A 14802-nucleotide genomic window follows, 5' to 3' on the forward strand; every position below is an offset into this window, starting at 1 on the left:
TTTGGTGCGACCGGGGTTTACAGCGGTCGCACCAATATCCTCAATTTTGACAGACCAAATCGGTCGACAATTTATAGGGGATTGCGCTAGACAGTAGAGTTAGTGATCGCAATTAGTTGGAACGGAGTTCACGAGCACATGGCCGAACAGAGACTTTATCATCGCGTTGCAGAGCAAATCAGGCAATTGATTGATGAAGGTGTTTTCCCACCGGGAACGCGCCTACCCGGTGAACGTGAACTGGCTGAGCGCTTTGATGTTAGCCGTGTGACCATTCGCGAAGCTGAAATTGCACTCCAAGCAATAGGGCATATTGAGATCAAGACCGGTTCCGGTGTTTATGTTAGCGAAGAACAACCGCAACAGCCTGGACAACTTCCCGAGGTCAGTGCGTTTGAAGTCACCGAAGCGCGCTCCCTTATTGAAGCGGAGGCAGCGGCGCTCGCTGCAAAGATCATCTCTGACGAAAATCTGGCGAAACTGGACGAGTTGATTGAGACGATGGGCAACAGCGACGAAGAAACGTCACTAGCCGCTGATCGCGAATTCCATGCAATGATTGCGCGATCATCGGGAAATGGGGCCATGGTCCATTCCATCGAGTCATTGTGGCGTATGCGTGAGGAACTTCCCGAAGTGAAGCACAGCTATGACGCGGTTTGCGAAGAAGATGCGACCGCTCGTGCCAAGGAGCACCGGGCGATTCTTGATGCATTGAAGGCCCGCAATCCGGGTGCTGCCCGGCGTGCGATGCGTGAGCATTTCTTGCGGCTCATTGGTTCGATGTTGGACGTGACCGAGCAGGAAGCATTGCGCGAAGTGCAGCAACGCGCAATCGAAAGCCGCGAGCGCTTTCTTGATGTGGCCCGGATGGGATAACCAACGACTGTTCGCATTCTAATACGCTGAGATTGAGGTAGGTTTGGACCGGATTCCGGTATGGCAAATTCGTATATCTGCGCGCCTCCAATCTGTAGCAAAAATGTAACATATTGATATTTTCTATTCGAATTAGCCCTGTCGTTCCAGCGCGCCAGATACCTTAAGCATCGCTGAATCAATGATTTTCTATTGGTATTTATCATTGGTATTACATAGCAATTGTAATAGGTGTGTATTAAAGGTTGACACAACTGTCATGCCAAGTCAGATTCCGGGCCAATAACAAAAGCTTTGGGAGGGGATTCGATGAAACAGGCAGGTACTTCTGTACGCGGGAAAGTCACGCGCTTTAATTTTTCGACAGCACTTTTAGCGGGGACGGCCATGGCAATGGTTGCTTCTCCAGCTTATGCGCAAAATAATGAGACGGTCGATGCGTCGGAAGCGGAAGAGGACGTCATTATCGTCTCCGGTATTCGTAGTTCGCTTGCGAGCGCGCTTGCAGAAAAGCGCGAAGCGGATAGCCTTGTCGAAGTTATTCAAGCGGAAGATATTGGTAAACTGCCTGATCAAAACCTCGCAGAGGTGCTCGAAAACGTTACCGGTGTTCAAATCACCAGAACGGCCGGTGTTGGTACTGGTGTTCAGATCCGTGGTACCAACGATAACCGTACTGCAATTAATGGTGTTTCCACTCTCGGTTCCGGGACTGGCCGCGGCGGCATCAACTTCGAAGATATTAATGCAGCCATCATCGCTTCCGTTGAAGTGATTAAGGCACCAACGGCAAAAGACATTGAGGGCGCCGTGGGCGGCACTATCAACCTGCGCACAATTCGCCCGCTTGACCTTAGTGATCGGATATTAAGCGTTCGCGCACAGGGCGAATATAGCGAACTTTCCGACAGCATTAAGCCGAGGATCTCTGCCAGCTTTGGTGATGTTTGGGACACAGGCATTGGCGAAATTGGGATCGTCCTGAGCGGCAGCTATGCCGAACAGGAAGCCACGTCTTTCCGTCCCCGGGTTGACCGCGACAGAGTCGTTTTGACCGGAACCAGTGTTACAGCTGCGGGTGCACCCGGGCCAGGCTTCGATTATCTCGGTATTCAGTTCCTTAACCAGGAGCTTGAGAATTTCGAATATGAAACCATCAACTTTGCCGGCACGCTGGAATGGGCTCCGTCCGACAATCTGAAACTCTATTTCGATACGATCGTAAGCGACCAAGAGCGTAGGCAGGATAGTTCCCGCATCCAAGCTTCCGGTGTAAGCGCGCTGCGCTTCAACAATGTTCCTGACCAATTCGAAACGGTTAATTACGGTTCGCTGGATGGAGTAGATCTGGGCAGCATCGAAGCCGCGTTGGTCGGTACCATTCAGCCAAATCTGGCTGTTGATGATGACGATCCCAACCTACGCTTCTCGAGCGATACCGGCGCCCGTGTCACCGACAGTCAGGTTTATAGATTTGGCGGTGAATGGGAAAGTGGTCGTTTTTCAGTTCGGGCGGAAGCATCGCGGGCAACTTCAACCACGACAAACCCCAATCTGAGCACTACGTTGAACTTTATTAATCCCAATGCGCTGACGCCGCTTGATGGCAGCAGCAATGATAACAGCGTTCCATTTCGTTATGATCTTTCTGGTGGCGCGCTGACATTCGGTATTGATTTCGACTCTCCATTCGCACCAACGGTTGATCAATTGCTCGATCCTAACAATACGGTGCTCGATGCTGTGACGGCGAGTAATAACCGTACTGAAAACGCGGAAAACGCATTCCGTCTCGATATGACGCTGGATACGGAAGATCTGACACCATTCATTACTTCTGTTGATTGGGGCTATCGCTACAATAAAATCTCATCAGATTTCACCCAGCTCCGTTCAACCTTCGGCACAGGCGCAATCGCAAATAGTCCGAGTGGCTCATTGTTCGCAGACCTTCTTGTCCCCGGCCCGGACAATTTTGGTGAATTTGATGGGAGAGAACTGGCTTTCCGCAACTTCCTTCTCGTCGATCCGAATCGGTCTTTTTCCGATCGGGATGCAGTATTCGCAACCTTGCAGGGTGCTCTTGATTCAACCCCAGGGGGACAGGCCGCCATTGCGGGCGGCGGTCGATTGCTGAATGATCTCGATCCAACTGCCGCCAGTAACCTTGCGTCGTCCTTTGCAATCGATGAAACAACCAACTCGGTTTATGGTCAGTTGAATTTCGAAACCGGTCCGATCCGCGGGAATATCGGCTTGCGCTGGGTCAGTACTACCATTGATTCATTGGGTAATACCGTTGCCAATGGTGTAGTTTCACCGGTGACATCTCGTGGGAGTTATCAAGAATTCTTGCCGCGCGTTAACGTCGTCGCCGACTTGACCGATGATATTGTTTTCCGTGCAAGCTACGGAGAGGATATCAATCGTCCCGATTTCGATGACCTTTCGCTTTCAGTCACTTTCCCCACCGGCCCCAATAATGCCGTAGAACTTGGCAATCCAAATCTGGCGCCGGAAACTGTGCAGTCCTACGATGCTTCGCTCTCATGGTATTTTGCACCGTCGTCGGTATTAAGTGTGGGCTTCTTCCACAAAAAGCGCACCAACCTGTTTGTTACTCAAGTGGAAGATGCTGTTGAGGATGCCAATGGCTTCCGGGACATCACGCCTCCTTGTGAAGGCGGTGGGATCTTCAATCCGGTCCCTGATCGCAATGTCTTGTCACCTGTTTTGGGTAATGGACTATGCGTCCCTCTTCAAACAATCATAAATGACACGGCAAGCACCACGCAAACGGGCATTGAAATTGCGTTCCAGTATGACCTCTCTCAATTTGAGGATACGCTGGGCTTTGCATCGGGCTTTGGTATTATTGCCAACTATACCTACCAGGATTTCGGTGGTGGCGAAGCTACAAACGAAAACTCCGGTCGCGGGGAGGATATCTTCCAAGCAATCAATCCCAATATAACGGTTCCGGTTACAGCCGTTCAGGGGCTTCTGGACTTTTCGCCGCACGCTTATAACGTCACTCTCTACTATGAGAAATACGGACTATCGGCTCGGGCGCGCTACACCTGGCGTGATTCATTCCGTACTCTGGATACGGCAGGTGGTGCTTCTCTAAACAGTACGCTTGGTTTTCCAACGGTTACAGAATCAAGAGGACAGCTCAATGCAAGCATCACTTACGATGTGACCGATTATCTAAACATCGGGGTTGAAGGCGTTAACCTCATGAAGGACGAGATTACGCAGTCTTGTGTTAACAGCGGTGCACAGTTGTGCTTCCAAGGTTTGCCGGACCGGAGGATCACTTTTGGTGCGACTCTCAGCTTCTGACCAAGGCCTAGCGAGTTTATACTCTCGGATCGGCGGATCCGAGAGTATAAACTTCCAGAACTCCAATACGGGGGATGGCGCAGCGGGAGCTTGAACCTGCTGCGCCGTTTTTGGCTTAACACCGTGACTATTTATACAGATCGATAAATTGGTATGGTATTTTGGTAATATATATTGGTTGACAATTTATTGAGTGCCAGATACGCCAACCATAGAAAAAGAGAGGAATTCCGGGGATGATCGTCAGGCTTGGCCTGTTTGCAGCAATATGCACCGCAGTCGTGTTTCCGGCTTCTGCAGAAACATATTTTGTCAAAACCCAGAAAGACTATTTCGCCGCCGAGAAGGTTTTGAATGCGGGTGACACGATTGTCCTGGCCAACGGCGTTTGGCAGGATTTCGAGATCAAATTCTCGGGACCAGGAACTCAGAAAAATCCAATAACCCTACGCCCGCAAAGTGCGGGCAAGGTCATCCTTTCCGGCCAGTCCAATCTTCGAATAGGCGGCAAATATATGGTGGTGGCCGGGCTGGTTTTCAAAAACGGCTACAGCCCAACCGGTGAAGTGATTTCATTTCGACGCTCCAAGAAAGACTTGGCCTCCTATAGCCGCGTCACCAATGTTGTAATTGACCATTTCAGCAAACCGGATCGTTACGAGAGTGATTACTGGGTCGGCATGTACGGCAAGCATAACCGGTTCGATCATAACCACCTTATTGGCAAGACCAACAAGGGTGTGACCTTTGCCGTGCGTCTTGATTCCAAAGAAAGTCAGGAAAACTATCACCGCATCGACTACAATTATTTCGGGCCGCGGCCAGTTTTAGGATCGAATGGTGGGGAAACCCTGCGGATCGGAACCAGCAAATACTCCATGTTCAATTCGAACACTCTGGTGGAGAATAACTATTTTGACCGATGCGATGGCGAAGTGGAAATTATCTCTTCTAAGTCCGGAAGCAATGTTTTCCGGGGCAACCTGTTCTACAAATCGCGTGGTGCGCTGGTATTTCGGCATGGTGACGGCACACTGGTGGAGAATAACATCTTCCTCGGTGGCGGAAAGGCTCATACTGGCGGTATCCGCGTTATCAATCGTAACCAGACTGTTCGTAACAACTATATGGAAGGGCTTCGCGGCACCGGTTTTGCCAGCGCGCTGACTGTGATGAACGGCGTGCCCAATTCGCCCGTCAATCGCTATGTCCAAGTGGATAACGCGATTATCGAGAATAACAGTGTGATCGACAGCGGCCGCATCACCTTTAATGCTGGCGCCGACAAAGAGCGTTCCGCGGTGCCTGTGAATAGTCGCTTCAAGAATAATTTGCTTGGCGGCGCTGGCGGTAGATCATTCGTAAAAATTCAAGACGATATCGGCGGCATAGCCTTTTCCAACAACATTTTGACCAACGGCGAGATTGAGCAGTCAGTTGCTGGCATAGCTGAGCGCGAAGTAGCTCTCGTCCGTGCAAAAAATGGCCTACTTTATCCAAAAGGTGAAAGTGTCGGTGCATCGCGGGATATTAAGCCCATTACACGCGACCAGGTCGGTGTTAGTTGGTATCCGAAGCCCTCATCTGAAGATCGATTTAGCGCCGGAAAGGCAATTGATGTTGCACCCGGCGAGGACAGTCTAACCGAGGCATTTGCAGCCGCGAGTGAAGGTGATCGATTGATCCTTGGCGCGGGCGAATATCTGGTGAACAAGGTTTTGTCATTGGATAAAACAATTTCGATTGAGGGACCAAAGGATGTTGTCGCACGGATCCGTTTCGCCCGACCATCGCTCGTTGAAATCAAACAGGGCGGAAGTCTTCGCCTCGCTAATCTCACCATAGACGGTGATATGGCACCGGATTCTGTGGGTAACGCCGTTATTCGTACAACCATATTTCCCATTCAATCGAACTTTTTGATCGACCTGGATGGCGTAAACGTGACCAACCTCGATGTGAACCGGTCATTCCATGTCATTGCGCTTGGAAAAAGCTCCCTCGCTGATCGTGTCAGCATTAAAAACAGCAATTTCATCAACATCTCAGGTTCGGTCTTGCAGGCCGCTGCCGAGACCGAGGACTATGGCCAGTATAATGCCGAATATGTCGATATATCTGATTCCAATTTCCAAGATATTGGCGGAGAGATTTTCAATATCTATCGCGGTGGCCGTGATGAAAGCACATTTGGGCCGCATTTCTCCCTGACCGGTTCAAATTTCATGAACGTTGGCCGCAGCAAGAATAATATCTCTGGCGCATCCATGGTTCTTCATGGTGTTCAAGAAGCTGCAATTAGCGACAATAACTTCCTCGATGCTGCTCCGATCAAGATCGTACACACCGTTGGCCGGCCGCAAACCCTTGTTTCTGGCAATAAGGCGCAGAATATGCCGGAGCCTATATTGCAGGAACTAAACTATGAGGGCACGCATCGCGCTACTCTATCCGACAATCGGTTTGAAGGCGCGACAAAACCATGAAGGGCAAAATCCTAGCGGTCGCACTCTGGGGTGCTGCATCTTCAGCCGCGGCGGCAGGGCCGATCGCATACTCCCTGAACGGTTCCACCGCGGCGGCGCAACATCATGCTCCGTTATTCGAACGTGAGTTGGAGCGTTCGCGGGCGTTTGTCGATCAGATGATGGAAGCCGGTGTCGTGGTTCCGGTCCCTAAAGACCCGGGCGGTGGTTATACCCACGAGCAGCACAAACAGAATTTCAAGATCATCTATCAGGGTGGTCAACTCTACAAGCTTACTGGTGAACAGAAATATGCCGACTACGTCCGCGATATATTGCTTGCCTATGCCGAACTCTATCCGACGCTCGGTGAGCATCCAGCGCGCAAGAATAGTCAGGGTTCGGGCCGGATTTTCTGGCAGGTACTGAACGATGCGATGTGGATGGTCGACAGCATTCAAGGCTATGAAGCAATTCGCAATAGCCTGTCAGAAGCAGATCGCAAAAATATTGACGACAATCTCTTCCGCAAGGCTGCGGCTTTTCTCTCAACTGGCTCCGCAGTCACGTTCAGCAAGATACACAATCATGCGACCTGGGCGACCGCCGGCGTAGGAATGACGGGCTATGTCTTGCGCGACAAAGAACTGGTCGATATCGCCCTGCTTGGATTAGACAAAAGCGGCAAGACAGGTTTTTTACGCCAGAGCGAACTGCTCTTTTCACCTGATGGCTATTACACCGAAGGTCCTTATTATCAACGCTTCGCTCTGAAACCCTTCATTGTATTTGCTGGCGTGATTGAGAGAAATGATCCCTCGCGCAAGATTTTCGAATATCGCGATGGCATTTTGCTCAAAGCGCTGCGTACAACAATCCAGCTCACCTATGATGGATATTTTTTCCCGTTCAACGATGCGATCCGGGACAAAAGCCTGAAAACAGACGAACTTTATCACGGTGTTGCCGTGGGATACAATAAAACCCGCGATCCCGGTCTGCTGTCTATCGCGCAGTGGCAGGGGCGCACCGTGCTGACCGACAATGGCATGACGGTCGCCAAGGACTTGGCCGCTGGTAAGGCAAAGTCTTTCCCTTTTCGATCGCTGCTTCTTTCTGATGGGCCAGAAGGTCAACAAGGTGCAGTTGCGATCATGCGCAAGGGGAACGGCATGACCGGCCAAGCGCTGGTCGCGAAAAACAGCTCACAGGGCATGGGCCATGGCCATTTCGATAAGTTGAACTGGCAATATTATGACAATGGCAATGAGATCGTCAGCGACTATGGCGCCGCACGTTTCCTGAATATTGAGGCCAAGCAAGGTGGGCGTTATCTGCCTGAGAACGAAAGTTGGGCGAAGCAGAGCATTGCGCACAATAGTCTGGTTGTGGATCAGAAAAGCCATTTCAATGGCGACAGAAAAGCTGCGGACAAATTGGCGCCCGAGCAACTCTATTTCTCTGAAGAAATGGGTAGCCAGATCAGCAGTGCCAAAATGACCGGTGCCTATCCTGGCGTTGAGTTTACGCGAACCTTGGCATTGCTCGACGTGGAAGGCCTCGGCCAACCGTTGGTTGTCGATGTGATGCGTGTGGATGCCGAAGGTGCCCATGTTTATGATCTCCCGCTTCACTATAATGGACATATCATGCGGGTTGGGTTTGACGTGAAGTCCAATGTGGCAGACCGTCCGGTTTTGGGTGAAGACAACGGTTATCAGCATATCTGGATAGACGGCACAGGCAAACCAACTAGCGCCAACGATGCCTTTGTCACCTGGATTAAGGATGATCGTTTTTACACCGTAAGATGGGTGCCTCAGGCGGGCAGCGAGACGATCCTGGCAGAAAGCGGTGCCAATGATCCGAATTTCAATTTACGCCGCGAACAAATGCTTATTCAACGAGTGGCCAGCGACAAAGGCATGGTGTTCTCTGGCATTCTCGAAGCGCACGGGCGTTATGATGGAGCGGCAGAGCGAACAACAGCCAGTGACAGCCAGATCAAGACAGTCCGCCATATGCGTCATGACGACGCGGATTTGCTGCTGATCAAGACGCTAGCGGGCGCGCAGTCGGTACTCGCCATTTCCTACGATCAGGACAAAAATAAAAGACATACAGCCACCGTAGATGGCCAGGAAATCAGCTGGAAGGGCTTTGCTGCCCATATTCGGTTGGGGGGAGAATGAAATGAGTGATATGGCATTGCAGGGTCGCCAAAGCGAAACATTTGTTCATGGTATAGAAGCAGAGGTCGAAACTCTGGAGCCTGGCATTAAGCGTCAAATACTAACCTATGGTCCTGATTTGATGCTATGCCGCTTGTGGTTTGATTCCGGGATCGCCGGCACCGTCCACCAGCATCCGCATAGCCAGATTAGCTACATTGAATCCGGTCGCTTTCGCGCCATGATGGGCGACAAGGAGCAGGAACTGACTGCCGGCGACAGTGTCGCTATTACACCAGATACCGACCATGGCATCACCTGCATCGAAGCAGGCTCCTTGCTCGACATCTTCAATCCCGTGCGGGAAGACTTTCTTTCTCAGGGAGATCAATCATGAGCGGTGCGCTGAAAATTGGAAAATTCCGCTGGGCCATTGTTACGCTGGTCGCGGTTGCGACGATCATCAATTATATTGATCGCGGCGCGCTTGGTTTCCTCTGGCCAGAGATTTCGGACGATCTCGGCCTTTCCAAAACCGACTATGCGATCATTCTCAACGTCTTCACATTCGCCTATGCGTTCGGCCAGACGCTATTTGGTAAGATTTTTGACTGGATCGGAACCCGTCTCGGATTTGTGCTTTCAATTGTGGTCTGGTCGGCGGCAACCATGCTGCATGCCGTCGCCAGCGGTCTGACAAGTTTTGCAATATTTCGTGCCATTTTGGGTGTGTCCGAAGCAGGAAACTGGCCGGGAGCGACCAAAGCCAATGCGGAATGGTTCCCGATCAACGAACGTGCACTGGCGCAAGGGATTTTCAACTCTGGCGCAGCCATTGGTGGGATCGTTTCTGCGCCCATTATTGCCTATCTATTTGTCTTCCTTGGCACTTGGCAGGCGACGTTTATCGCAGTGGGCGCGCTGGGCTTTCTCTGGCTGGTCCCTTGGCTGATCATGTATAAATCCGGGCCGGATACGCATCCTTGGGTTTCAGAGGGAGAGCGCCAATATATTCTCACCGGACAACGCAACGAAGAATCTGGTGAAGTCGCCGATTATGCGCCCAATTCCAAGGAGATACTCTCTCGCAAGGAAAGCTGGGGCGTAATCATGGCATCCTTCTTTCTCGACCCCATTTGGTGGCTTTTTGTCGGCTGGTTGCCACTCTATCTCAACGAGACCTATGGTTTTGGTGTTAAGGAAATCGGCCTATATGCCTGGGTACCTTATGTTGGTGCGATGTTTGGAGCCTGGTTTGGCGGCCTGCTTGCACAAAACCGGATCAAAGCGGGTTGGACGGTCAACAAAACACGCAAGGCTGTCATCAGCCTCGGCGGTTTGATTATGCTGGTTTCATTGCTGATGACAACGCAAGCTGCGACACCCTTAGTCGCCGTTCTGCTCATGGCAGCCATTCTTTTTGGTTTTCAGACGGCGGTGGGCAATATCCAGACTTTACCGAGCGATTTCTACAACGGAAAATCTGTAGCATCATTGGCCGGTTTCGCCGGCACTGCTGCCAAGCTGGCAGTGGTTGGGCTCAACTTCCTGATCCCGGTCATTACCGTAAACAGCTACACGCCCGCCTTCGTGGTCGGCGCTGCTCTCGCCATTCTAACAGTTTTGTCGGTCCTGGTTTTCTGCACCGACATCAAACCGTTGAAAGCCAAATCCGCCTAAAAGATTCATCATTATTATAGACAGGGGAAAACATGACTAGATTGAAAGACAAGGTAGCAATTGTGACCGGCGGTAGCCGGGATATTGGTCGCGCTGTCTCGGTGAAACTGGCCCGTGAAGGCGCCAAGGTTGTCGTGAACTATTGCAACAATGAAGAGCAGGCCAATGAAACGCTTGCTGAAATTGAAGGCGTCGGCGGAACCGCTATTTCCTGCAAAGGCGATATGATGAAGCCTCAGGATGTGGACGGTCTGATCGCTGTCGCGCAGGCTGCTTTTGGAGACAAGATTGATATTCTTGTCAATGTGACTGGCGGGTTGGTTCAACGCAAAGGCCTTGACGAAATGGACATGGAGTTTTTCGAGCATGTCATGCGGCTTAATGTTACATCCACTTTCCTCGCGACCAAGGCAGTAGTTCCCCACATGCCGAAAGGCGGCGCTATCGTTAATTTTGCTTCACTCGCAGGACGTGATGGCGGTGGTCCAGGCGCAGCGGCCTATGCGACCTCAAAGGGTGCGGTAATGACCTTCACGCGGGCAATGGCTAAGGATCTTGGGCCGAAGGGCATTCGCTGTAATTCCCTATGCCCAGGTATGATAGCGACATCATTCCACGATACGTTCACCGCTGATGCTGTGCGTGAAAATGTCGCCAACTCAACTCCACTACGCCGGCAAGGTGTCGCGGAGGAAACAGCGGACGCGACTGCCTATCTGGCGTCTGACGAAGCCTCATTTATCACGGGCACCAATATCGACATCAACGGTGGTCTGTTTTTCTCCTGATCTGAAGAGGTAACGAAAAAAGCATGGATATAGATCAGCAACTTGAAGCCCGGCTTGCAGCCGCGCCTGTTGTGCCGCTCATAGGAGCGAAGGACACCGGCGTCGCGGTGGATACCGCCAATGCTTTGAACGAAGGTGGCCTCAGTGTGATCGAGGTCGTTCTTCGTACTGATCAAGCAGTTGATTGCATGGAAGCAATCGTCAAACAGACCTCTGGTCTCATCGTAGGCGCAGGAACTGTTCTGACCGTCGCGCAAGCGAAGGAAGTTATCTCCCGCGGCGCCCAGTTTGTTGTTTGTCCCGGGCTGGTTGATGAAGTGGCGGAATATTGTTTGCAACAATCTGTGCCACTCTATGCTGGCACCATGACCGCTGGAGAAGTGCAGCGCGCTTATGCATTGGGCCTGCGTACGGTGAAATTTTTTCCGGCATCGCTTGCTGGCGGAGTACCGATGCTGAAAGCACTGTCCTCCGTCTTTCGCGACATGCGTTTCATGCCGACAGGCGGAGTATCAGCCAGCAATCTCAGCGATTTCCTTGAACTGCCTTCAGTTGTTGCTTGCGGAGGTAGCTGGCTCACGCCTGCCGCTGAGATCGAGGCCGGAAATTTTGATGCGATAACCACATTGGCGCAGGAAGCGGTCGCCATCGGCCGTCAGGCGCGCACTACGGAGGACTAAAAGTGGCTGAATTTCTTTCTTTTGGTGAAATCATGCTTAGGCTCAAGACACCGGGTCATGAACGCTTTTTCCAATCACCGGGTTTTGAAGCCACATTTGGCGGCGGCGAAGCCAATGTCGCAGTTGCATTGAGCAACTATGGTCTAAACGCTGGTTTTGTCTCGGCCCTGCCCGACAATGACGTTGGCGCGTCTGCCATAGGCGAGCTACGCCGTTTCGGTGTCGATACGTCCCATATCCGCCGCTCGGGAGACCGCGTAGGCATTTATTTCCTTGAAACTGGAGCCAATCAACGTCCATCCAAGGTCATCTACGACCGCGCCCATAGCGCAATCAGCGAATGCAAAACTGGCGATTTCGATTGGCCGACGATATTCGATGGCGCAAAATGGCTTCATATCACCGGCATCACACCCGCGCTCACTCAGGGCTCCGCCGACCTCAGCATCGAGTGCGTACAGGCCGCAAAAAAGGCAGGCATCACTGTATCCTGTGACTTCAACTATCGCGGTAAACTCTGGAAGTATGGAAAGAGCGCGCCCGAGGTGATGTCCGAGCTGGTGAGACATGTCGATGTCGGCATCGCCAATGAAGAAGACTGCCAGAAATCGCTCGGCATCAGCGTTGATGTCGATGTGGAAGCGGGCGAACTCGACACCAAGAAATATGAGGCCCTTTCAGAAAAAGTGCTCGAACTATATCCAGACATGTCCACGATCGCCATAACATTGCGCGAAAGCATGAGCGCTGACCGCAATGGCTGGTCCGCTTGCCTGCGTGAGCGCGGCAGCGATTTTAAATTGTCCCGGCGCTATGAAATCACCGACATCATTGACCGCGTCGGCGGCGGCGACAGTTTCGCCTCAGCCCTCATCTATGGCTTGAATGCCTATAAGGATCGTCAGCAGTCTTTGGAATTTGCCGTGGCGGGCAGCTGCTTGAAACATTCCATTCTCGGCGACTTTAATCGCGTTAACGTAGCCGAGGTTGAGAAATTGATGTCCGGCGATGGATCGGGCCGTGTGCAGCGTTAGCGAGAGGTTTGTGATGACTAGGCTCTCCATGTCAGTCGGGAAAAACCAATGTCGCCCGAGCGAGCAGTTTCGCCGCGTCGCGAATGACAACCCGTCCCGTGAGCAATAGCCGTTCGAAGAATATGTGCCGCGTGAGTTTGGCGGTTTAGCGGACCAAGCATCCGCAACCACCAATTTCTGCGGGCATTAGCCACAAACCTGCTGCTTGCAGTAACGGGGAATATTATACTGCGATCAGCACAGATCAAATTCTACATGTAGCTCGGGCAAATTCCGTAATATAAAGCTCATTTCAGCCTCGGGCTCTGGTTTGCCCTCTGACAGGCGGAAATTCTTGCCATGTTGCAAAAGAGCGGTCCAGCCAAGGTTTAGTTCCTGTCGGGATAAGGGTGCACCGATGCACGCATGGACACCACCTCCAAATGCAAAATGGGCTCCGGCCTTTTTGCGATGCAGGTCACAGCTATCCGCATTATCAAATTTGCGTTCATCCCGATTTGCCGATCCATAGCGCAAGAAGACAATCTCTCCGGCCTTTAACTCATAACCTTCCAATTGGGTGTCTTTGGTAACAAGCCTTGGCAATCCTTGAACTGGCGCCTCCAAACGCAAGGCTTCCTCTACAAATGTACCAAGCATTTTTGGGTCGGATGCTATCTGGGTTTCGATTTCTGGGTTTTTGCAAAGCAGCAGCATTGCCCATCCGAATGCGCTTGTGGTTGTCTCATGCCCTGCGACCAGAAACTGACCCAGGATACTAAGCGTTTCTCCATGTTCAAGATACCGATTCTCATCTTCCAGTTTCGAGTTGGCGAGAATAGAGATCATATCCTCAGTCGGATTACTCCGGCGTTCCTCGATCAATCGAACCAAAAGGTCTTGCAGCTCGACAGCTGTCTTTGCGCGTTCGATCATTTGATCGCCGGTCAGCGGCGTCAAGCGCAGTCCGCTGGCCGCTGCCGTAGCCCCCCGGTTGAATAAAGCCACGTCATCGTCGGGGATACCAAGTCGCTGGCCTATGACTCTTAGCGGGATTGGTGCCGCAAAGCTCTCCATAAACTCGATAGATACCGCGCTATCAAGGGAAGCGATCGTTTCATTAACAACCGTTCGTACCGCCGCTTCCGATTTTCGTGTTTCCTTGGCCGTAAAAAGCGCACCGACAAGTGAGCGATAGCGTGTGTGTCCGGGCTCATCCAAGGTCAGCATAGTCGGAACGGGCGGGATAATCAGTTTTTCAAGACGCTCTAGTTCGGCGCGAACCTCTGGCGATGCCGACGCGATACCAGCTGCCCTTAGCTGATCGAAAAAAGCCGCATATTCGCTAGAGAATGTCGTTGTATCTCTTATGATTTCTCGAATAATCTCATAGCGCGTTGCCACGTGCACATTCATTTCAGGGACAAAATGCAAAGCGGGACCAGCGCGGAGTTCCTTATAGGCCTCATACGGGTCGCTCAGTACTTCAGGTTCAAAAATGTTGATGGTCGATGGTGACGCCACAAATGTTTTCCTCTTCAAAAATCAGAACATTTTGTTGCACCGAGAAGTAACGGCCAGGGCCAATTCTGACAACTAACACATCAATGAAGAGTTCAAATTACCAATGCCCGCTAGTGCGAGCTTAGCAGCAGAAAATGCATTGATAATATATCATAAGCTGGACGTAGAATCAGGATATATTCGCTCCAAACTATGAAATCATATCGCACCACTTTGGCTCGTCGATTACGCCCGTGAGAATATCGTCCAGCCCTCGA

At 51.5% G+C, this 14802-nt stretch carries 10 protein-coding genes; 9 read left to right on the forward strand and 1 reads right to left on the reverse strand.

What is annotated here, in order from left to right; all coding sequences use genetic code 11:
* Positions 1-138 precede the first annotated feature (138 nt).
* From DG177_RS05335 to DG177_RS05375, 9 genes are all read left to right on the forward strand, one after another.
* Positions 139-879, forward strand: a complete 741-nt coding sequence (locus DG177_RS05335) for an FCD domain-containing protein (protein ID WP_108810544.1) — start codon at positions 139-141, stop codon at positions 877-879.
* Positions 880-1188: 309 nt separating this feature from the next.
* A complete protein-coding gene (locus DG177_RS05340; RefSeq protein WP_108810545.1) occupies positions 1189-4224 on the forward strand; it encodes a TonB-dependent receptor in 3036 nt (1011 codons plus the stop codon).
* Positions 4225-4460: 236 nt separating this feature from the next.
* Positions 4461-6710, forward strand: a complete 2250-nt coding sequence (locus DG177_RS05345) for a chondroitinase-B domain-containing protein (RefSeq protein ID WP_108810546.1) — start codon at positions 4461-4463, stop codon at positions 6708-6710.
* Positions 6707-8881, forward strand: coding sequence for a heparinase II/III domain-containing protein (locus tag DG177_RS05350; RefSeq protein ID WP_108810547.1), 2175 nt, complete (start codon positions 6707-6709; stop codon positions 8879-8881). The genes DG177_RS05345 and DG177_RS05350 overlap by 4 nt, the downstream gene beginning before the upstream one ends.
* A 1-nt stretch (position 8882) precedes the next feature.
* On the forward strand, positions 8883-9257 hold the full coding sequence (locus DG177_RS05355) for a cupin domain-containing protein (protein WP_337658536.1): 375 nt from the start codon (positions 8883-8885) through the stop codon (positions 9255-9257).
* Complete coding sequence (locus tag DG177_RS05360; protein ID WP_337658537.1) at positions 9254-10540, forward strand: MFS transporter; 1287 nt, start codon at positions 9254-9256, stop codon at positions 10538-10540. The genes DG177_RS05355 and DG177_RS05360 overlap by 4 nt, the downstream gene beginning before the upstream one ends.
* Positions 10541-10572: 32 nt before the next feature.
* Complete coding sequence (locus DG177_RS05365; protein ID WP_108810548.1) at positions 10573-11328, forward strand: glucose 1-dehydrogenase; 756 nt, start codon at positions 10573-10575, stop codon at positions 11326-11328.
* Positions 11329-11351: 23 nt separating this feature from the next.
* Complete coding sequence (locus tag DG177_RS05370; protein WP_108810549.1) at positions 11352-12008, forward strand: bifunctional 4-hydroxy-2-oxoglutarate aldolase/2-dehydro-3-deoxy-phosphogluconate aldolase; 657 nt, start codon at positions 11352-11354, stop codon at positions 12006-12008.
* Positions 12009-12010: 2 nt separating this feature from the next.
* Positions 12011-13042 (forward strand): sugar kinase, encoded by a 1032-nt coding sequence (locus tag DG177_RS05375; protein WP_337658538.1) that lies wholly within the window; start codon positions 12011-12013, stop codon positions 13040-13042.
* Between the two features lie 234 nt (positions 13043-13276).
* Here DG177_RS05375 and DG177_RS05380 read toward each other — a convergent pair whose 3' ends face one another.
* Positions 13277-14545, reverse strand: coding sequence for a cytochrome P450 (locus DG177_RS05380; RefSeq protein ID WP_108810550.1), 1269 nt, complete (start codon positions 14543-14545; stop codon positions 13277-13279).
* Between the last annotated feature and the right edge of the window lie 257 nt (positions 14546-14802).

Source organism: Sphingorhabdus sp. Alg231-15, assembly GCF_900149705.1.
In the GTDB taxonomy this organism is placed as follows: domain Bacteria; phylum Pseudomonadota; class Alphaproteobacteria; order Sphingomonadales; family Sphingomonadaceae; genus Parasphingorhabdus.